This is a genomic window from Streptomyces sp. NPDC031445 (assembly GCF_055581365.1).
Genome location: NZ_JBVIJO010000032.1, coordinates 1 through 26,951 on the forward strand (window position 1 = coordinate 1; position 26,951 = coordinate 26,951).

Genomic DNA, 26,951 nt, shown 5'->3' on the forward strand with positions numbered 1-26,951 from the left:
TGCGTTTCCGACTCTATCAGATCTTTTCTCGATCCGATTTCCTCGGTGCTTTCCAGGTTCCCGCTCTCGCGTTTCCCTTTCCGGCGGTTCCGACTTTATCAGAAGCTTTTGGCCGGTCGAACCAGCCGCTCATTTCCGAATGATCGGGGGGTTGCTTCTCGGAATGTCACTCAGGACTTCCGGAGGAAGCTCATAGATTCTATCGGCCGCCAGGGAGCTTGTCCAGCTCCGGGCAACTGTTTGAATCTACCTCCCCACGCGCTCCGTGTCAACGGCTCTTGTGGGGCGAAGAGGAGATTAGCAGCTCACAGGGGTCGAGCGCACATCCGCCGGGCGTCAGGCGGCCGTGGGGACCGAGGCGCTGCGGTCCATCGCTTCGAGATCACCCGTCTCACCTGCGCGCGCGGCGCGCCCGCCCAGCACGTAGACGTACGCCAGGAACGCCAGCTCGGCCGCGACCCCGATGCCGATGCGAGCCCAGGTCGGCAGGCCGGAGGGGGTCACGAAGCCTTCGATGGCCCCGGAGACGAACAGGACCAGGGCGAGGCCGATCGCCATGCCGACGGCGGCCCGTCCCTCCTCCGCGAGCGCCGCGCGCCGGGTGCGCGGGCCGGGGTCGACGACGGTCCAGCCGAGGCGCAGGCCCGTACCGGCGGCGACGAACACCGCGGTCAGTTCGAGCAGGCCGTGCGGGAGGACGAGGCCGAGGAAGGTGTCGAGGCGGCCGGCGGAGGACATGAGGCCGAAGCCGACCCCCAGGTTGAGCATGTTCTGGAAGAGGATCCACAGGACGGGCAGTCCCAGGAAGACGCCCAGGACCAGGCACATCGCCGCCGCTTGGGCGTTGTTCGTCCATACCTGGGCCGCGAAGGCGGCTGCCGGGTGGCTGGAGTAGTAGGTCTCGTACTCACCGCCGGGCCGGGTCAGCTCGCGGAGCTGGCGAGGGGCCGCGATGGACGACTGCACCTCGGGGTGGGCGCCGATCCACCAGCCCAGGAGGACGGCGACGGCGGTGGAGACCAGCGCTGTGGGCACCCACCAGTGCCGGGTGCGGTAGACGGCGGCCGGGAAGCCCCGGCCGAGGAAACGCGTCACGTCCCGCCATGAGGCGCGTCTGGTGCCGGCGACGGTGCTGCGCGCCCGTGCCACGAGCCGGCTGAGCCGCCCGGTCAGTTCCGGGTCCGGAGCACTGGACTGGATGAGGGACAGGTGGGTGGCGGTGCGCTGGTAGAGGGCGACGAGTTCGTCTGCTTCGGCGCCGGTGAGCCGGCGTCGGCGGCCTAGCAGTGCGTCGAGCCGGTCCCATTCGGCGCGGTGTACGGAGACGAAGACGTCCAGGTCCATCTGGTCTGCGTGCTCCTCGGCTGATCGTCCACGGCTCGTCGTGGCTGCTCGTACGTACTCGTGGGTGCTCGTGCTCGCTGTCAGCTTGTCGTACTGCGGCGCGATGTGCGCTCAGCTTGGCAGACTTGCGGTGCGGGGGGCGGACCAGGAAGGGCGGCGGGCGTGAGTGAGCTGGTGACGGGCGAGGCGGTGGCGCTCGAACTGCGGCCCGCGAAGCTGCCGAGCAGGGCACTGGCCGTGTTGGTGGACCTGGTCGTGGCGGTGGTCGCGTACGTCGTCGTGATGATGGTGCTGGCCGTGTCGACGGCTTCGCTGGACGAGGCCGCGCAGCTGGCGCTGTCGATCGCGACGTTCCTGCTGGTGCTGGTCGGCGGGCCGATAGCCGTCGAGACGCTCAGTCACGGGCGTTCGCTGGGGAAGCTGGCGTTCGGGCTCCGGGTGGTGCGGGACGACGGTGGGCCGATCCGCTTCCGGCACGCGCTGGTGCGGGGCGCGATCGGGGTGGTGGAGATCCTGATGACGTTCGGGGTGGTGGCCTGTGTCGCCTCGCTGGTCTCGGCACGGGGGCGGCGGCTCGGGGACGTCTTCGCGGGCACCCTGGTCGTGCGGGAACGGATACCCGCCGCGCGGACCGGCGTCGTTCCGCCTCCGCCGCCGTGGCTCGCGGGGCGGTTCGCCGGGCTGGACCTGTCCGCGGTGCCGGACGGACTGTGGCTCGCCGTCCGGCAGTACCTGACCCGGATGCAGCAGCTCGATCCGCAGGTCTCGGCGGGTATGGCGCAGCGGCTCGCGGCCGACCTGGCGGCGCGGACCGGGACGCCGGTGCCGGGGGATCTGCCTCCCGCCGCCTTCCTGGCGGCCGTGGTGCACGAGCGGCAGTCCCGTGAGGCCCGGCAGGCGTTCGGGAGGGACGGCGGCATGCCGTCCGACGGCTTCGCTGCGCCGATGGCGGCGCCCGCGGTACAGCCGGTGGCCGCGCCCGCGGCCCCGGAGGCGGCGGCACCCGCCGCACCGCCGATGGCACACGAACGCGCACCTCAACCGCCGCGGGCCCCCCTCGGCCCCGCGTCGGCGCAGCCGCGGCAGGAGTCGCAGGCGGCCGACCGGCCGGCCACGGGGTTCGCGCCGCCGGCGTAGCGCGGGTGTGGCCCCGCCGTGCTCGCGGCCTCCGGGGCTGCCGGAGGTACCGGGTTCAGTCGAATCGCGACGGCGGTGACTCGAGGTCTTCCAGTTCGATCCCGGGCGCGGCGAGGACGACGTCGCCGGCGATGTGGACGGTGTGCTGTTCACCGGTGTCCAGGGCCGTGACCTGGTATTCGTCCACGATCAGGGGCCCGTTGTCAGTGGCGTGTGCTTCGCTGTTCACCAGGGCCCAGGACTGGTCCACGGTGCGGGGGGCGAGGACGGGGTCGGTGAAGGCCAGGAGGCGTACGCGGGTCGCGGCGGACGAGGGGGTGAGGCGCAGCAGCCGGGCGGTGGCGACGAGGAACGCGGGGGACGTGCCGGTGAAGGCGTGGGCGCGCACATTGCCTTCGGTGGCCTCGGTGCCGGTGGGGTCGGTGCGGACCCAGGTGACGCCGTCGAGGGCGGCGCCGCGCACCTGCCAGTCACCCGCGTGGAGTTCGAGGCGGATGGGACGGCCGAGGTCGTCCAGGGCGAGGTCGACCGAGCCGCGGTGGTCGCCGGCGGGGCCGGTCAGCCGGGAGACGTAGCGCCAGCCGGACGGGCCGGGGGCGCACTGGAAGTGTTCGTCCGCGAGGGGGGTGTGATCGTGCGGATCGTGGAGCGAATAACGGCCGCGGGGCATGGGGGTCCTGGGTCTTGACGGGCTGATCCGGCCGGCAGGCGTGGTCCGGGGGCGATGCGGCGAGGGGCGCCGGGACATCCCGGCTCTCCGAGAACTCGGCATGCCCCCCGGGGAGCCAAAGGGGCAGGCCCCCGGCACGGGGGTGCGGGGGGCCTGCCTCGGTGGACCTGCTGCCGGGGAGGGTGCGTCGGTGCACCGGCGCACTCCCCCGGCGGGCCGGGCTACGGGATCGGTGGATCAGTAGCGGTAGTGGTCCGGCTTGTAGGGGCCGTCGACCTCCACGCCGATGTACGCCGCCTGCTCCGGGCGCAGCTTGGTGAGCTTGACGCCGAGCGCGTCCAGGTGGAGGCGGGCGACCTTCTCGTCGAGGTGCTTGGGCAGCACGTAGACGCCGATCGGGTACGCGTCGGGCTTGGTGAACAGCTCGATCTGGGCCAGGGTCTGGTCCGTGAAGGAGTTGGACATCACGAACGACGGGTGGCCGGTGGCGTTGCCCAGGTTCAGCAGGCGGCCCTCGGACAGCACGATGATCTTCTTGCCGTCCGGGAAGGTCCAGGTGTGGACCTGCGGCTTGACCTCGTCCTTGACGATGCCGGGGATCTTGGCGAGGCCGGCCATGTCGATCTCGTTGTCGAAGTGGCCGATGTTGCCGACGATGGCCTGGTGCTTCATCTTGGCCATGTCCGAGGCCATGATGATGTCCTTGTTGCCGGTCGTGGTGATGAAGATGTCGGCCTTGTCGATGACCTCGTCGAGGGTCGTGACCTGGTAGCCGTCCATCGCGGCCTGAAGGGCGCAGATCGGGTCGATCTCGGTGACGATGACGCGGGCGCCCTGGCCGCGCAGGGACTCGGCGCAGCCCTTGCCCACGTCGCCGTAGCCGCAGACGACGGCGGTCTTGCCGCCGATCAGGACGTCGGTGGCGCGGTTGATGCCGTCGACCAGGGAGTGGCGGCAGCCGTACTTGTTGTCGAACTTCGACTTGGTGACGGCGTCGTTGACGTTGATCGCCGGGAAGAGGAGGACGCCGTCGCGCTGCATCTCGTACAGGCGGTGGACGCCGGTGGTGGTCTCCTCGGTGACGCCGCGGATCTCGGAGGCCAGCTGGGTCCACTTCTGGGGGTTCTCGCCCAGGGTGCGGTGCAGCAGCTGGAGGATGACGCGGTGCTCGTCGGACTCGGCGGTGTCGAGGGCGGGGACCTCACCGGCCTTCTCGTACTCGACGCCCTTGTGGACGAGCAGGGTGGCGTCGCCGCCGTCGTCCAGGATCATGTTGGGGCCGCCGGTGGGGCTGTCCGGCCAGGTCAGCGCCTGCTCGGTGCACCACCAGTACTCCTCCAGGGTCTCGCCCTTCCAGGCGAAGACCGGGACGCCCTGCGGGTCGTCCGGCGTGCCGTTCGGGCCGACGGCGATGGCGGCGGCGGCGTGGTCCTGGGTGGAGAAGATGTTGCAGGAGGCCCAGCGGACCCGGGCGCCGAGGGCGACCAGGGTCTCGATGAGCACGGCGGTCTGCACGGTCATGTGCAGCGAGCCGGTGACGCGGGCGCCGGCGAGCGGCTGGGCCTCGGCGTACTCCTCGCGGAGCGCCATCAGGCCGGGCATCTCGTGCTCGGCGAGGGTGATCTCCTTGCGGCCGAACTCGGCCAGCGAGAGGTCGGCGACCTTGAAGTCCTGTCGGTTCTCGACAGTCGTCATTACGAGCTGCTCCTCGGGGTTGGTTCGAGGTGGGTACGGCTGGTCTGCGCGGCGGCGGACACAGGGGTGCCCGAGAAGAGGACACAGGCATGCCCGCGTACGCGCAGCGCAGTCCGTCGGAGGCCCTCTCTCCCTCGGTCGGTCCGTCGTGGACCGCCCGACCGCCATCAGCAGCGACGTCTGGCTCCGTCCCAAGCTACACCGGTCGGCCCGGTCGGCCCCAGTCCGCCTGAGCATTCGACGGGTCGTGTGCGCGGTGTTCCCGTCGGCCGGTGCCGGTGGCGGAGGAGGGTGCGCCGAGCGGTCACGGCTGGCTCTTCGACACGGGGTGTTCAGAAGGGGGCGCTATTCTCCACGCCGCGGACGGGCCGCGTGGGGAGGATCGGCATGGCGGGCAGAGGGCGGGGACTGGGGATCGCTGCGCTGGTGGCGGGGCTGCTGGGTGTGATGCTGGCCGGGGGTGCCTTCGTCTACGGGCGCGGCGCGTACGGCACGGGCACGCAGCCGGGCGGGAGCATGGAGCCGACGTACCAACGGGGCGACCGAATCGTGTGGGAGCGGGTGGACGGGAGCGAGGTGCGGCGCGGTGACGTCGTGGTGTTCTCGATGCCGGGGCGCTACCGGGCCGGGGGTGTTCTCTTGCAGCGGGTGATCGGGGTGGGCGGCGACCGGGTGGCGTGCTGCACGACCGTGGGCTCCGAGGAGCGGGTCACCGTGAACGGCAAGCCGGTCCAGGAGCCGTACGTCTCCGGGGGTGACGCCGACGGGGTGCACCGGCCGTACGACGTGGAGGTGCCGCGGGGCCGGCTGTTCCTGATGGGTGACCACCGGTCCGACTCGATGGACTCCCGCTTCTTCGCCGCCGATCACGGCGGGACCGTTCCGGTGGACGCCGTGCGGGGGCGGGTGACGGACGACCGGACGGGCCCGGTCCTGCTGGGTACGGCCCTGCTGCTGGGCGGTCTGTTGGTGCTCACCGGGGCCGGGCTGGGCATCGCCGCCGTCGTGGTGCGGCGGCGGAAGGCGCCGACGGTGCCGCCGGCGCCCTGGCCCACGCAGCCGGTTCAGGGCTGAGGGCTCAGCGACGCGGCTTCCTCAGTGGCCCGCGGGGTGCGGGGTCGGGCCGCCCGGGGTCGCCTCCGGGTCGGGGCCCTTGGCGGCCTCGGCCTCGCTGTAGATGTCCGGTTCCAGGTAGATGACGCGGGCGATGGGGACGGCGGCGCGGATGCGGGCCTCGGCGGCGTTGATGGCGTTCGCGACCTCGGTGGCCGTGTCGTCGTGCCGCACGGCGATCTTGGCGGCGATCAGCAGTTCCTCCGGGCCGAGGTGGAGGGTGCGCATGTGGATGATGCGGGGGACCGTGTCGCCGTCGACGATCGCGGCCTCGATCTTCTGTATGTCGTCGGCCCCGGCGGCCTCGCCGAGCAGCAGCGACTTGGTCTCGGCGGCCAGGACGAGGGCGATCAGGACGAGCAGGACACCGATGCAGAGGGTGCCGATGCCGTCCCAGACGCCGTCGCCGGTGAGCAGGGAGAGGCCGACACCGCCGAGGGCGAGGACCAGGCCGATGAGGGCGCCGAAGTCCTCCAGCAGGACGACGGGCAGCTCGGGGGCCTTGGCGCGGCGGATGAACTCGGTCCAGGAGAGCGTGCCGCGCAGGCCGTTGGACTCCTTGATGGCCGTGCGGAAGGAGAAGCCCTCGGCGATGATCGCGAAGGCGAGCACGCCGACCGGCCAGTACCAGTGCTCCAGGTCGTGCGGGTGGCGGATCTTCTCGTAGCCCTCGTAGATGGCGAACATGCCGCCGATGGAGAAGAGGACGATCGAGACGAGGAAGGCGTAGATGAACCGCTCGCGGCCGTAGCCGAAGGGGTGCTGCGGGCTCGCCTGGCGCTGCGCCTTCTTGCCGCCGACGAGCAGCAGGAACTGGTTGCCGGAGTCGGCGAGCGAGTGGACGCCCTCGGCGAGCATCGAGGAGGAGCCGCTGAACGCGAACGCCACGAACTTCGATGCCGCGATGGCGAGATTGGCGCCGAGTGCCGCCACGATCGCCCTGGTACCGCCTGACGCGCTCATGTGGTCGCGTTGTCCCTTCGCCTCTGTCGTCCTGTGCGTCCGTCCGGACGAGTGCCCGGCTTTGCCCGGCCTTTGCCGATGGGTCATTCTTGCAGCCCGGCCGGGCACTGGTGCGTCAGGTATCCACAACCCCGGTCATATGATCCACAGGACGTCCGCGGCCTTGGTCACACGATCACGGTGGCGCGGAAGACCGTGCCCGCGCCGGAGATCTCCGCCCGCTCGCCGGCCGGGACGAAGACCGACCGGCCGGGACCCAGCTCGTGCTCGCCCGCCCGGACGGTACCGGCCGTGCAGAGCAGGATCTGCGGGGTGTCCCGGGTGAGGTCGCGGGCGGCGCCGCCCTCGGGCAGGACGTACCGGGAGAGCCGGAACTCGTCGATCGGGGTCTCGTAGACCTCCTCGCCCTCCGGGGACGCCTCCGGGCGCAGCACGCCGGGGTCGCTCGGCTCGAAGCGGACGATCCGCAGGAGTTCGGGGACGTCGACGTGCTTGGGGGTCAGGCCGCAGCGCAGGACGTTGTCGGAGTTGGCCATGATCTCGACGCCGAGGCCGTTGAGGTAGGCGTGCGGGACTCCGGCGCCGAGGAACAGGGCCTCGCCGGGCTGGAGCCGGACGTGGTTGAGCAGCATGGCCGCGATGACGCCGGGGTCGCCCGGGTAGTGGCGGGCGATGTCGGCGTAGGGGGTATAGGCCCCGCCGAGGCGGGTGCAGGCGGCGGTGGCCTCGGCGACCGTGTGGGCCGTCTCGTCCGGGTCGGCGCGGAGGATCGCGGTGAGGACCTCGCGCAGGGCCGCTTCCGCGGGGTGGGCGTGCAGCAGGTCGACGTACGGCTTGAGGGAGTCGACGCCGAGCCCGTCGAGCAGGCCGGCGGCCTGGACCGGGTCGCGGAAGCCGCACAGGCCGTCGAACTCGGTGAGGGCACACATCAGTTCGGGCTTGTGGTTGGCGTCCTTGTAGTTGCGGTACGGGGCGTCGATCGGGACGCCGCGCCGCTCCTCGTCCGCGTACCCCTCCTTGGCCTGCTTCAGGTCGGGGTGCACCTGGAGGGACAGGGGCGCGCCGGCGGCGAGGATCTTGAGCAGGAACGGCAGGTGGGGGCCGAACTTCGCTACCGCGGGGGCGCCGAGCTCCCGCTCCGGGCCGGCGTCGATGACCTCGACGAGGGTGCCGCGCGCGGTGCGCGACGGGGCGCCCGGGTGCGCGCCCATCCACATCTCCGCCTGGGGTTCTCCGGTCGGCTCGACGCCGAGGAGGTGCGGTATGGCGGTGGGGGAGCCCCAGGCGTAGGGGCGGATGGTGTTGTCGAGGCGGTCCATGTGTCTTCTCTGTCTCCGTACGTACGCGCTCGGCGGCGCCGGCGACCGTGCCGGTCGCGGCGCCGGGGGTGGGGCTCGGATCGTCCGGCCCGGAGCAGGATCAGGCGCCGGAAGCGAGCGCCAGGTAAACGGCGGTGAAATCCGTGACGGCGATCAGTTCCGCGAGGGTCTCCAGTTCGCCGCCCTCCTCCGGTTCGAGTTCGCTGATCGCCGTGTCGTGGCCGAGGGCGACGTCACGGGCCGCGGGGGCGGCGGTGAGGCCGCTGATCGGGCGGTCGCGGAGCAGCACCACGCGCGCGTGCAGCGCGGGGGGCTCCTCGACGCGGTCGCGGAAGAAGTCCTCCGGGTCGGCGCTGGCGGCGAGCGGGCCGGCCAGCAGGGCGCCGTGCGCGGCGAGCGCCTCGGGAAGTTCGGCGACCAGGGCGGGGCGGCCGGCGAGTTCGGCGAGCGCGGCGGCGAAACGGCGGCCCGCCGGGCCGGCCGAGGGCCCTTCCGTCCACACCAGGGGCAACGCGTCGGCGAGTTCGGCGGCGAGGGTCTTCGCCGCGTTGCCGTAGGTCGCGATGGCGGGGCCGCAGCGCTCCGCGATCTGGTCGAGGCGGTCGGCGACCTTCTCCAGGGCGTCCGGCGGTGCGGCGATCAGGCCGATCCGGTCGAGGAGCGCGAGCAGCGGGGTCAGCAGCGCCCAGAAGACGCCCGGGGAGGACGCGGCGAGCGGCTCCTCCTGGTCGTACGGCGCCGTCGCCATCGGCACGAACAGGCCGTGCGCGCCGGCGACCGCTTCGGCGAGCGGGGTGCCGGGCGGGGCCACGGCGACGACCGAGCAGCCGCGGCGGTAGGCCTGGTCGGCGAGGAGGGACAGGCTCGGTTCGGTGCCGTCCGGGGTGGCGATCAGCAGCAGGTCCACGGAGCCGGCCCAGCCGGGGAGTTCCCAGCGCAGGGCGCCCGCGGCCGGGGCGACGCCGGTGGGGGCGAGCCGGACGACGGGGCTGCCGGGGCCGGCCAGGGTGCCGAGGAGGTCGGCGGTGTGGGTGGCGGCGGCGCCGGGGCCCGCGATGAGGACCGCGCGGGGGCGGCCGTCGGGCTTGAGTTCGCCGACGCCGGCCTCGGTGGCGTGCCGGGCGGCGGTGCGGACGCGGGCGCCGGCCTCCGCCGCGCCGCGGAGCAGACCCCGGCGGTCGGCCTCGGCGAGGCCCTCCGGGGTGTCGAGCAGCGATTCGTCCAGCATGGGCGGCAGCCTCCGATCGCCGGGATCCTGGGGTGCTACGAGGTGACGGGCCTCGTCACTCGGGGCGGCGGGCCTCGTCGACCAGCAGGACCGGGATGCCGTCGCGGACCGGGTAGGCGAGGCCGCAGTCCTGGCCCGTGCAGATCAGCTCGGTGTCCTGCTCCTTCAGGGGGGCATGGCAGGCCGGGCAGGCGAGGATCTCCAGGAGGCCGGCTTCGAGCGGCATGGGCTGTCCCTTCAGAGGGCGTGTGGGTGTCTGTGCATATGCCTGGTCAGCGTACCGCTCATGGGCAGGCCGCTCAGCCCCTGATGATCGCCAGGGCCTCGTCGCGGATCTTCGCCATGGTGGCCTCGTCCTTCGCCTCGGCGTTCAGGCGCAGGAGCGGCTCGGTGTTGGACGGGCGGACGTTGAACCACCAGTCGGCCGCGGCGACCGTGAGGCCGTCGAGGTCGTCGAGGGTGATGCCGGGGCGGCCCTCGTACGCGGTGCGGACGGCGGCGAGGCGGGCGGACTGGTCGGCGACGGTGGAGTTGATCTCACCGGAGCCGGTGTAGCGGTCGTACTGGGCGACGAGGGCGGACAGCGGGCCCTCCTGGCCGCCGAGGGCGGCGAGGACGTGCAGGGCGGCCAGCATGCCCGTGTCGGCGTTCCAGAAGTCCTTGAAGTAGTAGTGGGCGGAGTGCTCGCCGCCGAAGATCGCGCCGCTGCGGGCCATCTCCGCCTTGATGAAGGAGTGGCCGACGCGGGTGCGGACGGGGGTGCCGCCGTTCTCCTCCACCACCTCCGGGACCGTGCGGGACGTGATCAGGTTGTGGATGACCGTGCCCTTGCCACCGTTGCGGGCCAGCTCGCGGGCGGCGACCAGCGCGGTGACGGCGGACGGGGAGACCGGGTCGCCGTGCTCGTCGACGACGAAGCAGCGGTCGGCGTCGCCGTCGAAGGCGATGCCGAGGTCGGCGCCCTCCACCGGGACCCGCTTGCGCAGGTCGACGAGGTTGGCCGGGTCGAGCGGGTTGGCCTCGTGGTTGGGGAAGGTGCCGTCCAGTTCGAAGTACATCGGGACGAGGGTCAGGGGCAGGCCGGCGAAGACCGAGGGGACCGTGTGGCCGCCCATGCCGTTGCCGGCGTCGACCACGACCTTCAGGGGGCGGATGGCGGTGAGGTCGACCAGGGAACGCAGGTGCGCCGCGTAGTCCTCCAGCGTCTCGCGCGCGCGGAGGGTTCCCGGCCGGTCCACGGGGTCCGGGGCGCCCTTCGCCAGCCAGCGCTCGACGAGTTCGCGGATCTGCGCGAGGCCCGTGTCCTGGCCGACGGGGGCGGCGCCCGCGCGGCACAGCTTGATGCCGTTGTACCGGGCCGGGTTGTGGGAGGCCGTGAACATCGCTCCGGGCAGGTTCAGCGCGCCGGAGGCGTAGTACAGCTGGTCGGTGGAGCACAGGCCGATCTCGGTGACGTCCGCGCCGCGGTCCGCCGCGCCGCGCGCGAAGGCGCGGGAGAGGCCGGGGGACGAGGGCCGCATGTCGTGGCCGACGACGAGGGCCGTGGCTGCCGTCACCTCGGCGAAGGCGGCGCCGAAGAGCCCGGCCAGTGCCTCGTCCCACTGGTCCGGGACCACTCCGCGCACGTCGTACGCCTTCACGATCTGCGACAGATCAGCAGTCACGGCCAACCCTCCTGAAGTCCTATGGGTGCCCACAAACTACCCGCCGGGAGCGGGGGCGCCCGCGCGGACACCGGCCGGGCGCCCGGCGGGCCCCCTTGCGTAACGCCCGGGCGGACCGGCCGTCACGCGGGACGGGGGTGGCGTGAGGTGGCGTTCAGCCGTGGCGCGCGGTGAGGCCCCGGGCGTGGTGCCGGCCGGTCGACGCGCTCAGTTGTCCGGGGAGCGCAGGACCCTCAGATGGCCGCGGCGGGCGACCTCCATGGGGTCGGCGGCGCGCGATCCGCCGCCGCCCGCCTCGGCCGCGCGCTCCTGCGGGCGGGCCGCCTCGCGCACGGCGTTGGCAAGTGCTTCCAGGTCGTCCCCGCTGGGCCGGGCCGGCGCGGAGGCGTCGAGGAGCCGTACGACCTCCCAGCCGCGCGGGGCGGTGAGGCGCTCGGAGTGCTCGGCGCACAGGTCGTAGCAGTGGGGTTCGGCGTAGGTGGCGAGCGGGCCGAGGACCGCGGTCGAGTCGGCGTAGACGTACGTCAGCGTCGCGACGGCGGGTCGGCCGCAGGCGGTGCGCGAACAGCGACGTACAGGGCTCACGACGTTGGACGGTACCGCACTCTTGAGCGGGCCGCGACGACTCTCCACCAGGTCACTCCCCCGTGTCGTGTTGTGAAACGCCCCACACACCCCATCGAGCGGACTTCGTTGACCTGCATGGACGCATGCCGGGCGGGTACCGGACGGGATCGCGTCCGGTCAGGAGCCGGTACAAACACCGTCAATTGCCTTGAGTTCGGCGGTCTTGGAGAGTTACGGAATCGAGCCAGACCTTGGCTGAAACGGTCATCCTGCGACACGTGCGGGCAAGGGCCGGTTGCCGCGCGGAGCCGGACGCGCGGAGGGCGCGGGGACTACCCTTCACCAGTGATGGACAACCGTGTACCGCCCCGTACCGCCGGCCCCGGGCCCCGTCGCCGTGATCGCCACGGGCGGGGCATGCGAGGGCCGATCGCGCCGCCGCAGGTGCCACTGGCGGCCAGCCGCGCCGAGGTGTTCGCGGACCTGGTGCAGGACTCCGTGGAGCGTCTCGAGCGGCGGTGGCCGCAACTGGCCGACATCGACTTCCTGGTGCTGGAGGTGCCCCGGCTGGAGGGGCGCGGGGACCAGGCGGCATGGACGGACGACGCCGTTCCGCTCGGCGGGGTCATGCCCGCGCGGGACGGGCGGCGGGCCCGGGTGGTCGTGTACCGGCGGCCGGTGGAGATCCGGACCAAGGGGCGGGACGAACGGGCCGCGCTGGTGCACGAGGTGGTCGTGGAGCAGGTGGCCGAGCTGCTGGGGCTGACGCCGGAGACCGTGGACCCCCGGTACGGGGAGGACTAGGGCGCGTTCGCCGGTGGAGGTGCTGGGCGGGGCGGGTTCGCTCGAAGGCGACCGGCCGCCCCGGCCCCTCACTTCTGGAGGATCGACAGGTCCTGCTCCGTCGCCGGTACCGACACCGTTCCGCGGTCGTCCGGGAGGGTCTGGACGGTGAAGGCGGGAACACCGCCCTCGGTGGCGGCGAGGGTGCGGGAGGCGTAGACGGGGGCGCCGGAGACGGGTTCGACCGTGAGGGCGTACGTGCCCTTCAGGCCCGCCGGGACCGGGACGTCGACGTTCTGGGTGGTGCCGGCCTTGAGCGTGTACGTCTTGGTCACCGGGGTCCCGCCCTCGCTGCCCGCCGACGCCGTCACCTTGACCGTGGCCGCGCCGGTGGGGGCGGTCAGGGCGAGCGTCGTGCCCTTCGCGCTGTTGTCGGCCGAGGTCGCGCGCGCGCCGACGGCGGCCGTGGCCGGAATGAACGCCGTCTCCTTGCCGGCGCCCTTGCCGCGCACCACCTGGAGCGCCGCGACGACCGGGACGCTCTGGTCGGTGGGGGTGAGGAACAGCGAGCCGGCCGCGCCACGCGTGACGTCGCCGAGATCGACCGCCGTGGTCATGCCGGACTTGACGTGCAGCGTCTCGTGGCCGGCCGGGGTGATCAGGCCGCTGGGCGTGGCGAGCCGGATCTTCAGGTCGGCGTCGTCGTCGCCGGGCGTGAAGGCGATCAGGCGGACGGCGGTGGCGTCCTTCGGGATGCCGGGCAGGACCTGGCTGCCGGCCGGGTCGGCGGCGGCGGCCAGCCAGTCGCCGCCCGCCTTGTCGTCCAGCGCCTGCACGGCCGCGCCGACCCGGCCGCTGCGCACGCTGACGTGCACGGTCAGGTCGGTCTGCCGTTCGTCGGTGAGCGTGGAGAGCAGGACCGGCTCGCTCGCGTGCGGCTTGACGGTGAGGTTCTCGCCCAGCGGGGACTTGATCGGGCCGTCCTTGCCGTACAGCTCGATGTCGACCACGGCGGCCGAGTCGTCGGGGTTGGTCAGGTGGACGTAGTCGGTGCGGCCGGTGGCCGTACTGGCGCCCGGGAACCAGAACTCGGTGTCCGCGCCGGTGCAGTTGACGCCCAGCAGGCCCCGGCCGGTGCCCGCGGCGACCTCGGTGGTCTCCTGGACGGTCCAGCCGGACGCGAAGCCGCCGTCCGCGGTGCCGACGAGCGCGGGCGTCTCGGCTCCGGAGGTCTCGCCGGTGGCCGGCGTGCCCGGTGCCTTCGGGGTGAGCACCGGCTCGTCCTTCTTCCCGGCGCCCTTGCCGCCCTTGCCCTTCCGGCCGCCGTCGGCCGACTGTCCGGCGGCCGCCTGGAGCCGGGCCTTGCCGCCGCTCCCGGCGGCCTTGGTGACCGGTGTGAACGACGTGTACGCCGTGTCGGCGATGTCCGACATGCTCGGCGCCGGGCACAGCAGGGTGGTGCGCTCCACGGGCAGCCGGGCCGCCGCCCGGGGCGCGGCGGCACCGGAGGCTGACGGCGCGTCGAACGCGGCGAAGGCGGTGACGGCGGCCAGCGCGGCCGTGCCGGCGATCAGGGACAGGGTGGTGCGGTTCACTGCTGGCTCCCGTCGGGGCGCTCGCTGCCGGTGCCGTGGGGGTGCTGGGCCGGGTCATAGCCCTGCTGGGCCGGGTCATAGCCCTGCTGGGCGGGGTCGTAACCCTGCTGGGCGTCGTACGCCGGGTCGTAGCCCTGCTGGTAGGCCGCCGGGTCGTACGGCATCTGGTCGGGGGTGCCGCCGTAGGCGTACGGGTCGTACGGGGCCGTCTGGTAGGGGTCGTGCTGCTGGTACTGCTGCTGGTCGTAGCCGGTCGCGGCCTGGTACGGGTCCGTGCCGTACTCGCCGTACCCGGCGTTCTCGGCGTTGCCGTAGGCGGCCGGGTCCCCTTCCCAGTCCTGGCCCGGCCCGGTCGCGGGTACCCCCGTGTCGTACGCCTGCTGGTGCGGTACGGCGGCCGGGGGCTGCTCGGGCCACGCGGGCGTGCCGGGCTGCTCCTCGGCGGCGGCCTCCTCCGCCTGGGCGCGCAGACGGCGGGCGCGGCGGCCCTCGCCCGTGGCGACCTGGACGGGCAGGGGCTGCTCCTCGGGCAGGTCGTCGTCGACGTCGCGGCGGCGGCCGGGCAGGGCGAGGACGACGAGGACGACGGCGAGCGCGCCCTGGGCCCAGAGCCACGCCGTGTGGGCGACCGGGGTGTCGTAGGTGACGTCCAGCCGGCCGCCGCCGGCAGGGAGTTGGAAGCCCTGGGCCCAGCCGTCGACCGTGGTCCGGGTGAGCGGTTTGCCGTCGAGGGTGGCCGTCCAGCCGTCGTCGGCGCTGTCGGCGAGGCGCAGGACGCGGCTGCCGGAGCCGGCGGGGATCGTCGTGTGGATCTCCACCGGCCCCGCGCTGACCGGCTGGGCCTTGCCCGGGCCGGAGGCGGGCACGACGGCCGCGCGGCCGACCTCCTGGTCGACGCGCCACAGGGCGCTGCCGTTCTGCTGGCTGAGCCGGCTCAGGCCGGGGGTGGCGTCGAGGACGCGGGTGATGTCGCGCGGCGCGCCCTTGTGGACGAGGACGTAGCGCACGGCGAAGCCGCCGAGTTCGTCGGCCTGGTCGGCGCCGGAGCCGGCGACGAGGTTGGCGACGGTCTTGTCCAGGCGGGCGTTGTGGCCGTCGGCGGCGATGAGTTCGGCGTCGCCCATGCGGGCGCCGGAGCCGCGGACCAGGGTGTAGCGCACGCGCGCGGTGGAGTCGCTGTCGAGGACCAGGGTGCGGGCCTGGTCGCCGCCGCTTGAGTCCTCGGCGACGAACGCGGGCACCTGGGCCGGGTCGCGGCGCTCCAGCGGGCCGTCGGCGCCGCGGATCATCCAGCCGGCGGCGACGAGCAGCGGGCCGGCGGCCGAGGCGAAGGCGATCAGGGCGGCGACGGGCTGGCGCCAGCCGAAGCTCTGCTCGGCCACGCGCGCGCGTGCGCCGTCGGCGCCGAGGGCGGCGGCGGCCAGCAGGGCGATGCCGTAGACGAGGGTGGCCGGTCCGGCCCAGGCGGACTTGTTGGACAGGACGGCGAAGACGAGGCCGGTCAGGGCGACGGCCCAGGCCGTGCGGATGCCGAACTGCCGTTCCGAGCGCAGCAGGGCGGCGAGCGCGGCGAGCACGACGCCGATGAGCATCAGGCCGTGCACGGTGCCGGGACCGCCGGGCGCGGCGCCGAGCAGGTCGAGCGCGGAGGCGGCCGAGGGGCCGTACTCCAGGCCGGCCTCCCGGAAGAAGCCGGTCGGCAGGAGGGTCAGCGACCAGGGGGCGAGGAGCAGCAGCGGGGTGCCGAGCTGGGCGAGGAAGCGCAGGCCGTGGGCGACGGGGTCGCGGCGGCGCAGCACCAGTACGCCGAGGCCGAGCAGCAGGGCGACGGGCCAGACGATCGGGGTGAAGGCGGTGGTGATGGTCAGCAGCAGCGCGTACGCCCAGGTGGCGCGCCAGCTGCCGCGCGCGCCGGTGCGGCCGGCCAGGCCGCTCGCGGCGACGCCCGCGCGGGCGATGAGCGGCAGCAGCACGGCGAGGACGGCGGTGCCGATGCGGCCGCCGGCCAGGGCGCCGGTGGTGGCGGGCAGGAAGGCGTAGGCGATGGCCGCCCAGGCGCGAAGCAGCCGGGAGGTGACCAGGGGACGGGAGGCGAAGTAGGCGGTGATGCCGGCGAGCGGCACCGAGCAGACGAGCAGGACGGTGACGGTGACTCCGGTGGAGCCGAACAGGATCGAGGCGAAGGCGGCGACGATCGCCAGATAGGGGGGCGCGGACGGGCTGCCGCCGGCGCCGACCGGGTGCCAGGCGTCCAGGTAGCGGGACCACAGGTCGCCGGCGCCGGCCGGGACGGGCAGCAGGGCGCCGCCGGCGAGTGCGCCGCCGGCGAGCAGGGCGCGGCAGGCGGCGAGGGAGATGAGCAGCAGAGCGAGGAAGAGCACCGGGCCGGGTCTGCGGGCGATCCGCTTGAGCCGGGCGAACTGCTCGACCTCCAGGAACTCGGCGTCGTCGCCGCCGGGCCCGGACTCCACGGCACCGCCGTGCCGGCCGGCCGAGGCGGTGTCGCCGTCGGTGCCGCCGGAGAAGTTGCCCGCGATCTGCTCCACGGTGGCCCGGATGGTGGCGCCGGGCGGCGGGAACAGCGCGCGCAGCTCGCCCTTGTCGATCCGGGCGGGGCCGCGGGTGCGCCGGGCGGCGATGATCCGCTCGGGCCGCAGCAGGGTGCTCAGCAGGCCGCGGATCTCGTCGACGGCCTGGCCGGGGACCTTGCCGACGAGGTAGGCGAGGGTGCGCAGGACGGTGCCGAGGACGAGCCGGAGCAGGACCCAGGGCAGCGCGGCCGTACGGGTGTTGACGAGCAGGGTGTAGACGGCGCCGGCCTTGTCGACCTTGTGCGGGGAGGCGGTGGTACGGCCGGCGCAGTCGACCGTGCGGCGCTCGCGGGAGGCGGCCTCGGCGTGCCGGACGACGGCGTCGGGGGCGACCAGGACGCGGTGGCCGGCGGTGTGGGCGCGCCAGCACAGGTCGACGTCGTCGCGCATGAGGGGCAGCCGGCGGTCGAAGCCGCCGAGCTGTTCGTAGACGTCGCGGCGGACGAGCATGCCGGCGGTGGAGACGGACAGCACGCTGCGGACGTGGTCGTGCTGGCCCTGGTCCTGCTCGCGGCGGTCCAGACCGGTCCAGCGGCGGCCGGAGTTGGCGATGGAGACGCCGACCTCCAGCAGCTGGCGGCGGTCGTACCAGCCGCGCAGCTTGGGGCCGACGACCGCGACGTCGTCGCGGCCGAGTTCGAGTTCGTTGTCGACGACCCGCAGCAGCTGGGCGAGGGCGTCGGGTTCGGGGGCGCAGTCGTCGTGCAGCAGCCACAGCCACTGGACGGGCTCGCCGTGCGGCAGGTCGGGCAGGTCGTAGGCGTCGTCGCGCCAGCTGCGCGTGACGGGGTCCCAGCCGCTGGGGCGCTTGAGGTACGGCAGGTCCTCCGGGGTGAGGAGGGGCGCGGTGCGGCTCGCCTCCTCCACGGCCTGTCCGAATCCGGTACGGCGGGCCAGGTGCAGCACGTTGGCGTCGCCGAGGGCCTCGGTGAGCAGCCGGGCGGAGTCGTCCGCGCTGCCGGTGTCGGCGGCCACCGCGTACTGGACGGGGCGCTCCTGGCCGAGCAGCCCGGCGAGCGCGTCGGGCAGCCAGCGGGCGCCGTCGTGGGAGACGAGGACCGCGGTCACCACGTGGCGCGGGAACTCGGGCGGGCGGGCTGGGTCGAACGCTGCTGTGGCGGTGCCGCTCTGGGCCGCCGTATGGCTGTGCACGGACACTGAGGTACGGGCCCCGGTTCGGTGGACTGCGGTGGACGCCTGTGCCTCCCCCCGTGCGTCGAGCGGATCGAGTGCGTCGAGGGGACAGCGGGGCGTCTCGGACGAGCGACCACACTATCGGCTGGGCATGACGACGGCCCGCCGCCTGTGGACAACCCACTGGCGACGGGCCGTTCGCGAGGTCGGCGGCCGGCCGTGCGGTCACACGGCGGCCTTCTTCAGACGGCGGCGTTCGCGCTCGGACAGGCCGCCCCAGATGCCGAAGCGCTCGTCGTTGGCGAGGGCGTACTCGAGGCACTCGGAGCGGACCTCACAGGCGAGGCAGACCTTCTTGGCCTCTCTGGTGGAGCCGCCCTTCTCGGGGAAGAAGGACTCGGGGTCGGTCTGGGCGCACAGCGCGCGCTCCTGCCAGCCGAGTTCCTCGTCCGCGTCGTCGACCAGCAGTTGCTGCACCAGCTCGGTCATGTGCGCCCCTCGTCTGTCTTTCGCGTCCCCGTGCGTAGCCGTTACCGATTTCGGCTGAACGACACGAGTGAAATTACAAGTGTGCTGCTCCGGGCGAGTCAAGCCGAGATCTGCTATTGGGTCCGTTATTCACTCTGCGGAACCAAGGCCGTGCGGAAAGTGTTCAAATCGCCATAAACCTCGACACACAGCAGGACCCCGCGGGGCGGTCACGACCCGCACAGATCTCTGTACGGGGAAAGACGCCTCCGTGTTCGATCCCGTTCCGCAGGCTCGAGCGCTCGGATGTGCCCCATGTGTCCCGACCTCCCGGTGAGCAAACCTTTCACCTTTCAGATGAACCGGATGAGGTGAAACATGTCCCACATACCGGGCGTCGAGTTGACAGTGCGAGTGTGAACCGATGTCCTAGTGGGCATGCTCGCGAACTTGGCACCCACCTCGACCCGCACCGCCGGGTCCCTCGGTGCCGCCCGCGCGCGTTGTAGCTGTTGTCGCTGTTCCAGCTGTTGAGCCAAGCCGCTCCGGCTGTCCCCGGGCCCATCACCGGCCCGGCCGCGTCTCCACGCCGCGTGATCCCTCATCCAGGGCAACCCGCCCGCCCGTGACCCGGGCGGACCGTACGCGTCACCCAGCACCGCACCCCGGCTCCGGCCCCCCACTCTTCACCGAGGACCACCGACCCCGATGAACAGCGACAACGACCTCCAGATCGCCGGCGACATCCTCGAAGTCCCGCACCTGCTCCAGCCGCCGCGCGAGCACCCGGCCACCGTCGCCGAGTTCGCGGGCCTGGCCCGCTCGATCGCCGCCGACCGCGCCCAGTGGGCGCACCTCGTCCGCTACGACGCCGCCACCCGCTGGTACCACCGGCTGCGCACCGGCCCCGGTTACGAGGTCTGGCTGCTGTCCTGGGTCCCCGGGCAGGGCAGCGGGCGGCACGGCCACGGGCGCTCGTCCGGTGTCCTCACCGTCCTGGAGGGCACCCTCACCGAGCGCACCGAACGCGGCACGCGCGCGCTCGCGGCGGGCGCGCAGCGGGTGTTCGCGCCGGGGTACGTCCACGAGGTCGTCAACGACGCGCTGGAACCGGCGGTCAGCCTGCACGTGTACTACCCCGGCCTGACCGAGATGCCCATGCACACCTCCCCCCACTGCGATGCGCACGGCGAGACGCACGGCGCGGCGCGTCCGGTGACTGCCTGACGCGTTGTCGGACCCGCCTGCGAGACTTGGTCGCATGCGCATTGTGGTTCTGGCAGGCGGCATCGGCGGTGCCCGTTTCCTGCGCGGTCTGAAGCGGGCCGCGCCGGACGCGGACGTCACGGTCATCGGCAACACCGGCGACGACATCCACCTCTTCGGTCTCAAGGTCTGCCCGGACCTGGACACGGTGATGTACACGCTGGGCGGCGGCATCAACGAGGAGCAGGGCTGGGGGCGGACGGACGAGACCTTCCACCTCAAGGAGGAACTGGCGGCCTACGGCGTCGGCCCGGAATGGTTCGGGCTCGGCGACCGGGACTTCGCCACGCACATCGTGCGGACGCAGATGCTGAGCGCCGGCTATCCGCTGAGCGCGGTCACCGAGGCGCTGTGCGACCGCTGGAAGCCGGGCGTGCGGCTGATCCCGATGACCGACGACCGCGTCGAGACGCACGTGGCCGTCGAGCTGGACGGGGAGCGCAAGGCGATCCACTTCCAGGAGTACTGGGTGAGGCTGCGGGCCTCCGTCCCGGCCGAGGCGGTCGTCCCGGTCGGCGCCGAGCAGTCCAAGCCGGCCCCGGGTGTGCTGGAGGCCATCGCCGGGGCGGACGTGATCCTCTTCCCGCCGTCCAACCCGGTCGTGTCCATCGGCACGATCCTCGCCGTGCCCGGCATCCGCGAGGCCATCGCCGAGGCGGGCGTGCCCGTGGTCGGCCTGTCCCCGATCGTCGGGGACGCGCCCGTGCGCGGCATGGCCGACAAGGTGCTGGCCGCCGTCGGCGTGGAGTCCACGGCCGCCGCGGTCGCCGAGCACTACGGCTCCGGGCTGCTGGACGGCTGGCTGGTCGACACCGTCGACGCGGGCGCGGTCGAGCGGGTCGAGGCGGACGGCATCCGCTGCCGGGCCGTACCGCTGATGATGACCGACGTGGACGCGGCCGCCCGGATGGCACGGGAGGCGCTGGCGCTGGCCGAGGAGGTGCGGGGGGCGTGAGCGACACGGCGTCCGCCGGGGCGGGGCGCCCCGGGTACCGCGTCTGGGCCCTGCCCGGCATCCCCGAGGTGCAGCCGGGTGACGACCTCGCCAAGCTGATCGCCGCGACCGAGCCGGGGCTGGCCGACGGGGACGTGCTGATCGTCACCTCGAAGATCGTCTCCAAGGCCGAGGGCCGCATCGTGCGGGCGGCCGACCGGGAGGCCGCGATCGACGCCGAGACGGTCCGGGTCGTGGCCCGGCGCGGCCCGCTGCGCATCGTGGAGAACCGGCAGGGTCTGGTCATGGCCGCCGCCGGGGTCGACGCCTCGAACACCCCGGCCGGGACCGTGCTCCTGCTGCCCGAGGACCCGGACGCGTCGGCGCGCGCGATCCGGGCGGGCCTGCGCGCCGCCCTTGGGGTCGACGTCGGCGTCGTCGTCAGTGACACGTTCGGGCGGCCCTGGCGGGCGGGGCTCACCGATGTCGCGATCGGCGCCGCCGGGGTGCGCGTGCTGGACGATCTGCGCGGGGGCACGGACGCGCACGGCAACCCGCTCAGCGCGACCGTCGTCGCCACGGCGGACGAGCTGGCCGCCGCCGGTGACCTGGTCAAGGGCAAGGCGGCGGCCCTGCCGGTGGCCGTGGTGCGCGGACTGCCGCACGCCGTGGCCGACGAGCACGGGGCGGGAGCCCGGACCCTGGTGCGCGGCGCGCGGGACGACATGTTCCGGCTCGGCACCTCCGAGGCCGTGCGGGAGGCCGTGACCCAGCGCCGTACCGTGCGGGCCTTCACCGACGAGCCGGTCGACCCCGGCGCCGTCCGGCGCGCGGTGGCCGCCGCCGTCACCGCGCCCGCCCCGCACCACACCACGCCCTGGCGGTTCGTGCTGCTGGAGTCGCGGGAGTCGCGGGTACGGCTGCTCGACGCGATGCGGGACGCCTGGATCGAGGACCTGCGCCGGGACGGCAAGGGCGAGGAGTCCATCGCGAAGCGGATCCGGCGCGGTGACGTGCTGCGCAACGCGCCGTACTTGGTCGTGCCGTGCCTCGTCATGGACGGCTCGCACACCTACGGAGACGCCCGGCGGGACGCCGCCGAGCGGGAGATGTTCGTCGTCGCGATGGGCGCGGGCGTGCAGAACCTGCTGGTCGCGCTGGCCGGGGAGCGGCTGGGCTCGGCGTGGGTGTCGTCCACGATGTTCTGCCGGGACGTGGTGCGCGAGGTGCTCGGGCTGCCGACGGACTGGGACCCGATGGGCGCGGTGGCGGTCGGCCACCCGGCGGAGGAGCCGGGACCGCGGCCGGCGCGGGAGGCGGGGGCGTTCGTGGAGGTGCGGTGAGTGCGACGCGCGGCCCGGTCCGCCCCGGTCCGCCCCGAGGCGGCCCCGCGGGCGCGCCGACCGCCTAGTCTCGTAGGCGGCACCGCACCCCTTTGGACACAGAGGACCCCTCGTGGCAGGACGTTTCCCCCAGCGGCCCACGCGTACGACCGTGCGCGGCGGGCGTGTCGCCGTGCCGGCGGGGGCCGCCGCCGGGATACCGCGGCAGGGTGCGGCGCCCGCGCGGGTACGGCGCTGGGTGCCGGACGGGCCGCTCGACCTCGGGCTGACCCTCGGGCCGCTCCGGCGCGGCCCCGCCGATCCCACCTTCCGGGCCACGGCCGACGGGTCCGTGTGGCGGGCCTGCCGTACGCCCGCCGGGCCGGGGACGCTGCGGGTGCGGGCCTACGGCGGTGAGGTGTCCGGCGAGGCGTGGGGGCCGGGTGCCGCGTGGCTGCTGGAACAGTTGCCGGAGCTGCTCGGTGCCGGTGACGACCCCGGGGCGTTCGTGCCACGGCACCGGGTGGTCGCGCTGGCGCGGCACCGGCGGCCGGGGCTGCGGCTGACCCGGACCGGGCTGGTGCTGGAGTCGCTGATCCCGTCCGTGCTGGAGCAGAAGGTCACCACCGACGAGGCGTACCGGGCGTGGCGGCTGCTCGTCCGCGGGTTCGGGGAGCCGGCGCCGGGCCCCGCGGGCGCCGGTGAACGGCCGATGTGGGTGATGCCGGCGCCGCGGACCTGGGCGCTGATCCCGTCCTGGGAGTGGCACCGGGCCGGGGTCGACGACAAGCGTGCGTCCACGATCCTGCGCGCCGTGCGGGTCGCCGCGCGGCTGGAGCAGGCCGTGGGGATGCCGGCGGCCGAGGCCCGGGCCCGGTTGGAGGTCGTGCCGGGGGTGGGGCCGTGGACGTCGGCGGAAGTGGTGCAGCGCAGTCATGGGGCGGCGGACGCGGTGACCGTCGGGGACCTGCACCTGCCCGGGATCGTGGGGTGGGCGCTGGCGGGGAACCGGGAGGCCGACGACGCGGAGATGCTGCGCCTGCTCGAGCCGTACGCCGGGCAGCGGCACCGGGCGGCTCGGCTGATCCTGCTGAGCGGACGTGTACCGGCACGGCGCAAGCCGAAGATGCGGCGGGTGGACATCGGGTTGCTGTGACGCGCGGTTCGCTGCGCCGGGCCGGCGCCGGGCTGGACGGCGGATTCGCTCGCCGGTGCCGGGGGCTGCCGCCGGGCCTGGGCGGGCGCGCCTACCGGCACCGGTGGGGAGCGGGACGCTGCCGCCGGCCGGGGGTCCGCTCACCGGCGCCCGCCGGGTGCGCGGAACTGCCGCCGGCCCGCGGGGTGTCGCTCACCGGCGCCGGCCGGGTGCCGCAGCGCCCACCCGTGCCGCCCCAGCGGCACGACTGCCCGCAGCGGCGCGGGTGACTGGGCAGGCCGTGGGGCGGCGGCGTGCCGGCTCCGGGCTCCTCTACTGGTCCGAGGAGAAGCGCAGCGCCCCCGCCGGGATACGGGCATCGCACCAGACCCGCGCGCCGTCCAAGAGTTCGTTGTCGGCGCCCACGACCGCGCCGTCGCCGATGACCGTCCCGGTGAGGACGGAGCGTTCGCCGACGCGGGCGCGAATGCCGATGAGGGAGTCGGTGATGACGGCGCCGGGTTCGATGACGGCGCCCGGCAGGATCGTGGAGCCGAAGATCCGCGCGCCCTGCGCCACGAACGCGCCCTCGCCCACCACGGTGCCGCCGGTCAGCTTGGCGTCGGGCGCCACCGTGGCCGTCGGCAGCACGAGCTGGTCGCCGCAGCGGCCGGGGACCGCCGGGGACGGCGCCCGGCCCAGGACCAGGTCGGCCGAGCCGCGGACGAACGCGGCCGGGGTGCCGAGGTCCAGCCAGTAGGTGGAGTCGACCATGCCCTGCAGATGCGCGCCGGCCGCCAGGAGGCCGGGGAAGGTCTCGCGTTCCACGGACACGGGCCGGCCCGCCGGGATGGTGTCGATGACCGAGCGGCGGAAGACGTACGCCCCCGCGTTGATCTGGTCGGTGACGATCTCCTCCGGCGTCTGCGGCTTCTCCAGGAAGGCCAGGACGCGGCCGGTCCCGTCCGTGGGCACGAGGCCGTAGGCACGCGGGTCCGTCACCTGCGTCAGATGGAGGGAGACGTCCGCGCCCGTCGACTCGTGGGTGTCCACGAGGGCCCCGATGTCCAGCCCCGTCAGGATGTCCCCGTTGAAGATCAGCACCGGGTCGTCGGGACCGGAGTGCAGACGGCCGGCGACGTTGCGGATGGCTCCGCCCGTGCCGAGCGGCTCCTCCTCCGTCACGTACTCGATGTGCAGGCCCAGCGCGGAGCCGTCCCCGAAGTACGGCTCGAAGACCTCGGCCAGGTAGCTGGTGGCGAGGACGATGTGCTCGACGCCCGCCGCCCGGGCGCGCGCCAGCTGGTGGGTCAGGAACGGTACCCCGGCGGCCGGGACCATCGGCTTGGGTGTGTGCACCGTGAGCGGCCGCAGCCGGGTGCCTTTGCCGCCGACCAGGAGGATCGCTTCTGTCACCTGTCGTCTCTGCTTCCTGCCGGGACCGGCCGAACTACTCGTCACACTCTTTTCGGCCGGTCAGTGTATGCAGACCGTGCGACGACGCCTTCGATGGCCGCGCGGTGTCCCGCGAGATCGGCGTGCGGTTTCCCCCGGCCGCCCCCGCTCCGGCCGTCCCCGCTCCGGCCTCAGCGCCCCTGGTACCGCGCCGCGCTGGAGCGGGCCGTGCCGAGCCTGGCGTAGAGCCGCTTGCCGGGGCACTCCGTGGCGAACCCGTCGCGATGGCCGGAGATCACGTTCAGTCGTACGTTCTTCCCCTTGGGGTAGAGATTGCCACCGCCCGACGTGAGGTATGTCCTCCCGCTCGGATCGACCCCGTAGAGCCCCAGCTTCCACGCGGTGAGCCGGGCGACGGCCGTCACCGCGGCGCTCGACGGCTCGGTCGCGCCGTAGGTGCCGATCACGGCGATCCCCATGCTGTCGCTGTTGAAACCGAGGGTGTGCGCGCCGAGCACCGCCTTGGCAACGCCCCCGGCCCGGCCCTCGTAGAGGGTTCCGCACTTGTCGACGAGGAAGTTGTAGCCGATGTCCCGCCAGCCCATGCTCTTGACGTGGTAGCGGTAGATACTGCGGATGACGGAGGGCGCCTGGGCGCAGGTGTACGCGTTGCCCGTGGCGGTGTGGTGGACGAAGGCCGCCTTGATCTTCTTGGTGTAGACGAACCCGCGCTCGCGCAGCGACTCGTCCGCGCCCCAGCCCCGGCGCGTGACGATCCGCGGGCGTGCCCCGATGTACGGCTTCCCCCGCACCGGGCCCTGGAGGCGGGTCAGCTCCCGCTCGGTGGCCGGCCGGTCCAGTTCCGGGATCGCGGTGGCGCCGAACGCGGCGATGTCCGCGTTGGCGGCCGAGGCGGCCAGCGCGGCCTCCGTGTCGAGGGCGGTGCGCGGCGGGTCGTCGCCGCGCGGGTTCCGTGGCGGTCGCCCTCCGGCCGCCCCGCCCTCCCCCGCCGCCGGCCCGGCTCCCGGGTCCACCAGCTCCAGCCGCAGCCCCTGCGGCAGTGACGCGCGCGGCCCGCCGGCCCGCTTCCCGGAGGGGAGCCCGGTGCGGGCCCCGCCGCCCGGTCCCGCCGCCCGCACCCGTACCTCCACACCGTCACAGTCCCCCACCCACAGCGGCGCCGTCCCCCCGCGCACCCGCCGGGACGAGCCCTCCGCCGTACCGGGGTCGGCCCGGTGGTCGGCGTCGTGCGTCTCGACGTCCTGCCAGCCGGACCACTGCCCCGTCACGGCGGACCGGGTGCGCACCCGCACCCGTCCTCGCAGCTCGGTGTCCGGGTCGTCCCAGACCACGCCGAGCAGCGAGAACCGTGCGCCGCCCACCCGGCGCAGCCCCTGCTCCGGGGCCGCGCCGGAAACCCGCTCCCGGGCGAGCGGGACGAGCGGCAGCGACCGGGTGCTGCCCGGGACCGCGGCCCGGTCCCGGACGGTCGCAGTGGTCACGGCGGTCGCCGGGGTCGCAGTGGTGGCGGCAACGGTCGCGGCGGTCGCGGGCGCGGCCGGGACGAGCACGAGGGCCGTGGCGAAGGTGAGGCCGAGCGAACGGACGGCGAGCGGGGAGGCGCCAGGACAGGAGGTGAGGAATCGACGCATGGGCATGATCTTGGACATAGTTGTACATATCTGTCCATCCCCGAACTGACGGCCTGTCGGGAGGCGTTCCGCCGAACCGGTGGCCCCGCCACCCGCCGCGCGCACCCGCCCGCGCGTACCCTGTCCCGGGTGAACGCCACCGATCGCACCCCTGCCGACCTGCTGACTTCCGCGCTCGCCGCGGATCCCGGCCGCCCGCTGGTGACCTTCTACGACGACGCGACGGGCGAACGCGTCGAACTGTCCGTGGCCACCTTCGCCAATTGGGTGGCCAAGACCGCCAACCTCCTCCAGGGCGACCTCGCCGCCGGGCCCGGTGACCGGGTCGCGCTGCTGCTGCCCGCGCACTGGCAGACGGCGGTGTGGCTGCTGGCCTGTGCGTCGGTGGGTGCGGTCGCGGACGTCGCCGGGAACCCGGCGGCGGCCGACGTCGTCGTGAGCGGACCGGACTCGCTCGACGCGGCGCGCGCCTGCCCGGGTGAGCGAGTGGCGCTGGCGCTGCGGCCGTTGGGCGGACGCTTCCCGCAGACTCCGCCCGGGTTCATCGACTACGCCGTGGAAGTCCCGGGCCAGGGCGACCGGTTCGCCCCGTTCGCTCCGGTGGATCCGGAGGGGCCGGCGCTCGTCGTCGCCGGGCGGGAGTCCAGCGGGGCGGAGGTCGTCGAGCGGGCCGCTTCCGAAGCGGGAGCGCTCGGGCTCACGGGCCCCGGGTCCCGGTTGCTGTCGGGGCTGCCGTACGACACCTGGGAGGGGCTGGCCGCGGGGTTGTTCGCGCCGCTGGCCGTCGGGGGGTCGGTGGTGCTGTGCCGGAACCTGGACCGGCTGGACGAGGAGGCGCTCGCCAAGCGGGTGGAGAGCGAGAGGGTGACCGCCGTGCGGCGCTAGGGCCTCTCGTTTGGATCATGCCGGGCTCGCGGGCCCTGGCACCGCGCCTCGCCGCGTTGTCGTCGGTTGCCATGGCTCCGCCATGGCGCCC

At 73.9% G+C, this 26,951-nt stretch carries 22 protein-coding genes; 8 read left to right on the forward strand and 14 right to left on the reverse strand.

Features of this window, described 5'->3' with window-relative positions; all coding sequences use genetic code 11:
* Positions 1-336: 336 nt before the first annotated feature.
* Positions 337-1,344, reverse strand: coding sequence for a stage II sporulation protein M (locus tag ACZ5DC_RS39750; RefSeq protein ID WP_468661234.1), 1,008 nt, complete (start codon positions 1,342-1,344; stop codon positions 337-339).
* A gap of 162 nt (positions 1,345-1,506) precedes the next feature.
* Here ACZ5DC_RS39750 and ACZ5DC_RS39755 point away from each other — a divergent pair, with 162 nt between their 5' ends.
* Positions 1,507-2,481, forward strand: a complete 975-nt coding sequence (locus ACZ5DC_RS39755; protein ID WP_468661236.1) for an RDD family protein — start codon at positions 1,507-1,509, stop codon at positions 2,479-2,481.
* Positions 2,482-2,536: 55 nt separating this feature from the next.
* On the opposite strand, the gene ACZ5DC_RS39760 is transcribed toward ACZ5DC_RS39755, so the two are convergent.
* Positions 2,537-3,151, reverse strand: coding sequence for a hypothetical protein (locus ACZ5DC_RS39760; RefSeq protein WP_468661238.1), 615 nt, complete (start codon positions 3,149-3,151; stop codon positions 2,537-2,539).
* 237 nt (positions 3,152-3,388) lie between these two features.
* A complete protein-coding gene (ahcY, locus tag ACZ5DC_RS39765; protein ID WP_468661240.1) occupies positions 3,389-4,846 on the reverse strand; it encodes an adenosylhomocysteinase in 1,458 nt (485 codons plus the stop codon).
* Between the two features lie 516 nt (positions 4,847-5,362).
* On the opposite strand from ahcY, the gene lepB reads away from it, so the two are divergent.
* The gene (lepB, locus tag ACZ5DC_RS39770) at positions 5,363-5,920 is read left to right on the forward strand and encodes a signal peptidase I (protein ID WP_468661270.1); all 558 of its coding nucleotides are present in this window, start codon (positions 5,363-5,365) and stop codon (positions 5,918-5,920) included.
* Between the two features lie 21 nt (positions 5,921-5,941).
* On the opposite strand, the gene ACZ5DC_RS39775 is transcribed toward lepB, so the two are convergent.
* The 6 genes from ACZ5DC_RS39775 to ACZ5DC_RS39800 all read right to left on the reverse strand — a co-directional run bounded on the left by ACZ5DC_RS39775 (position 5,942) and on the right by ACZ5DC_RS39800 (position 11,766).
* Positions 5,942-6,922 carry a cation diffusion facilitator family transporter gene (locus ACZ5DC_RS39775; RefSeq protein ID WP_468661242.1) on the reverse strand — a complete coding sequence of 327 codons (981 nt, stop codon included), beginning with the start codon at positions 6,920-6,922 and terminating at the stop codon, positions 5,942-5,944.
* Positions 6,923-7,089: 167 nt separating this feature from the next.
* Positions 7,090-8,241, reverse strand: a complete 1,152-nt coding sequence (gene manA, locus ACZ5DC_RS39780; RefSeq protein WP_468661244.1) for a mannose-6-phosphate isomerase, class I — start codon at positions 8,239-8,241, stop codon at positions 7,090-7,092.
* A gap of 100 nt (positions 8,242-8,341) precedes the next feature.
* Positions 8,342-9,469, reverse strand: a complete 1,128-nt coding sequence (locus tag ACZ5DC_RS39785; RefSeq protein ID WP_468661246.1) for an SIS domain-containing protein — start codon at positions 9,467-9,469, stop codon at positions 8,342-8,344.
* Positions 9,470-9,524: 55 nt separating this feature from the next.
* Positions 9,525-9,695: a Trm112 family protein gene (locus ACZ5DC_RS39790; protein ID WP_014673093.1), complete on the reverse strand. Its 171-nt coding sequence runs from the start codon at positions 9,693-9,695 to the stop codon at positions 9,525-9,527.
* A gap of 73 nt (positions 9,696-9,768) precedes the next feature.
* Positions 9,769-11,133, reverse strand: a complete 1,365-nt coding sequence (locus ACZ5DC_RS39795) for a phosphomannomutase/phosphoglucomutase (protein ID WP_468661248.1) — start codon at positions 11,131-11,133, stop codon at positions 9,769-9,771.
* Between the two features lie 207 nt (positions 11,134-11,340).
* Entirely contained in the window at positions 11,341-11,766 is a 426-nt protein-coding gene (locus ACZ5DC_RS39800) for a DUF3499 domain-containing protein (RefSeq protein ID WP_014673095.1), read from the reverse strand.
* Positions 11,767-12,117: 351 nt separating this feature from the next.
* Between ACZ5DC_RS39800 and ACZ5DC_RS39805 the strand changes: the two genes are divergently transcribed.
* Entirely contained in the window at positions 12,118-12,504 is a 387-nt protein-coding gene (locus ACZ5DC_RS39805) for a metallopeptidase family protein (RefSeq protein ID WP_468661250.1), read from the forward strand.
* Between the two features lie 68 nt (positions 12,505-12,572).
* On the opposite strand, the gene ACZ5DC_RS39810 is transcribed toward ACZ5DC_RS39805, so the two are convergent.
* The 3 genes from ACZ5DC_RS39810 to ACZ5DC_RS39820 all read right to left on the reverse strand — a co-directional run bounded on the left by ACZ5DC_RS39810 (position 12,573) and on the right by ACZ5DC_RS39820 (position 18,292).
* A complete protein-coding gene (locus tag ACZ5DC_RS39810; RefSeq protein ID WP_468661252.1) occupies positions 12,573-14,078 on the reverse strand; it encodes a DUF5719 family protein in 1,506 nt (501 codons plus the stop codon).
* On the reverse strand, positions 14,075-17,827 hold the full coding sequence (locus tag ACZ5DC_RS39815) for a glycosyltransferase family 2 protein (RefSeq protein ID WP_468661254.1): 3,753 nt from the start codon (positions 17,825-17,827) through the stop codon (positions 14,075-14,077). Before ACZ5DC_RS39815 ends, ACZ5DC_RS39810 begins: the two co-directional genes overlap by 4 nt.
* A 201-nt stretch (positions 17,828-18,028) precedes the next feature.
* Entirely contained in the window at positions 18,029-18,292 is a 264-nt protein-coding gene (locus ACZ5DC_RS39820) for a WhiB family transcriptional regulator (protein WP_003975777.1), read from the reverse strand.
* Positions 18,293-18,979: 687 nt separating this feature from the next.
* Here ACZ5DC_RS39820 and ACZ5DC_RS39825 point away from each other — a divergent pair.
* The 4 genes from ACZ5DC_RS39825 (at position 18,980) to ACZ5DC_RS39840 (ending at position 22,949) form a co-directional block, all read left to right on the forward strand.
* Entirely contained in the window at positions 18,980-19,498 is a 519-nt protein-coding gene (locus tag ACZ5DC_RS39825) for a cysteine dioxygenase (RefSeq protein ID WP_468661256.1), read from the forward strand.
* Positions 19,499-19,532: 34 nt separating this feature from the next.
* A complete protein-coding gene (gene cofD, locus ACZ5DC_RS39830; RefSeq protein ID WP_468661258.1) occupies positions 19,533-20,492 on the forward strand; it encodes a 2-phospho-L-lactate transferase in 960 nt (319 codons plus the stop codon).
* Entirely contained in the window at positions 20,489-21,814 is a 1,326-nt protein-coding gene (locus ACZ5DC_RS39835; RefSeq protein WP_468661260.1) for a coenzyme F420-0:L-glutamate ligase, read from the forward strand. Before cofD ends, ACZ5DC_RS39835 begins: the two co-directional genes overlap by 4 nt.
* A 112-nt stretch (positions 21,815-21,926) precedes the next feature.
* Complete coding sequence (locus ACZ5DC_RS39840; protein WP_468661262.1) at positions 21,927-22,949, forward strand: DNA-3-methyladenine glycosylase family protein; 1,023 nt, start codon at positions 21,927-21,929, stop codon at positions 22,947-22,949.
* A gap of 312 nt (positions 22,950-23,261) precedes the next feature.
* Here ACZ5DC_RS39840 and manB read toward each other — a convergent pair whose 3' ends face one another.
* Together manB and ACZ5DC_RS39850 are read right to left on the reverse strand one after the other, a co-directional pair.
* Positions 23,262-24,344, reverse strand: coding sequence for a mannose-1-phosphate guanylyltransferase (gene manB / locus ACZ5DC_RS39845; protein ID WP_468661264.1), 1,083 nt, complete (start codon positions 24,342-24,344; stop codon positions 23,262-23,264).
* 170 nt (positions 24,345-24,514) lie between these two features.
* The gene (locus ACZ5DC_RS39850; protein WP_468661266.1) at positions 24,515-25,993 is read right to left on the reverse strand and encodes a peptidoglycan recognition protein family protein; all 1,479 of its coding nucleotides are present in this window, start codon (positions 25,991-25,993) and stop codon (positions 24,515-24,517) included.
* Positions 25,994-26,104: 111 nt separating this feature from the next.
* Here ACZ5DC_RS39850 and ACZ5DC_RS39855 point away from each other — a divergent pair, with 111 nt between their 5' ends.
* A complete protein-coding gene (locus ACZ5DC_RS39855) occupies positions 26,105-26,860 on the forward strand; it encodes a TIGR03089 family protein (RefSeq protein WP_468661268.1) in 756 nt (251 codons plus the stop codon).
* The last annotated feature ends 91 nt before the right edge of the window (positions 26,861-26,951 follow it).

What these genes read in the sequence shown, in the direction of transcription:
- ACZ5DC_RS39750 (WP_468661234.1), bottom strand. Translation starts at nt 1,344, where the DNA reads ATGGACCTGGACGTCTTCGTCTCCGTACACCGCGCCGAATGGGACCGG.
- ACZ5DC_RS39760 (WP_468661238.1), bottom strand. Translation starts at nt 3,151, where the DNA reads ATGCCCCGCGGCCGTTATTCGCTCCACGATCCGCACGATCACACCCCC.
- ahcY (WP_468661240.1), bottom strand. Translation starts at nt 4,846, where the DNA reads ATGACGACTGTCGAGAACCGACAGGACTTCAAGGTCGCCGACCTCTCG.
- lepB (WP_468661270.1), top strand. Translation starts at nt 5,363, where the DNA reads ATGGAGCCGACGTACCAACGGGGCGACCGAATCGTGTGGGAGCGGGTG.
- ACZ5DC_RS39775 (WP_468661242.1), bottom strand. Translation starts at nt 6,922, where the DNA reads ATGAGCGCGTCAGGCGGTACCAGGGCGATCGTGGCGGCACTCGGCGCC.
- manA (WP_468661244.1), bottom strand. Translation starts at nt 8,241, where the DNA reads ATGGACCGCCTCGACAACACCATCCGCCCCTACGCCTGGGGCTCCCCC.
- ACZ5DC_RS39785 (WP_468661246.1), bottom strand. Translation starts at nt 9,469, where the DNA reads ATGCTGGACGAATCGCTGCTCGACACCCCGGAGGGCCTCGCCGAGGCC.
- ACZ5DC_RS39790 (WP_014673093.1), bottom strand. Translation starts at nt 9,695, where the DNA reads ATGCCGCTCGAAGCCGGCCTCCTGGAGATCCTCGCCTGCCCGGCCTGC.
- ACZ5DC_RS39805 (WP_468661250.1), top strand. Translation starts at nt 12,118, where the DNA reads ATGCGAGGGCCGATCGCGCCGCCGCAGGTGCCACTGGCGGCCAGCCGC.
- ACZ5DC_RS39820 (WP_003975777.1), bottom strand. Translation starts at nt 18,292, where the DNA reads ATGACCGAGCTGGTGCAGCAACTGCTGGTCGACGACGCGGACGAGGAA.
- ACZ5DC_RS39825 (WP_468661256.1), top strand. Translation starts at nt 18,980, where the DNA reads ATGAACAGCGACAACGACCTCCAGATCGCCGGCGACATCCTCGAAGTC.
- cofD (WP_468661258.1), top strand. Translation starts at nt 19,533, where the DNA reads ATGCGCATTGTGGTTCTGGCAGGCGGCATCGGCGGTGCCCGTTTCCTG.
- ACZ5DC_RS39850 (WP_468661266.1), bottom strand. Translation starts at nt 25,993, where the DNA reads ATGTCCAAGATCATGCCCATGCGTCGATTCCTCACCTCCTGTCCTGGC.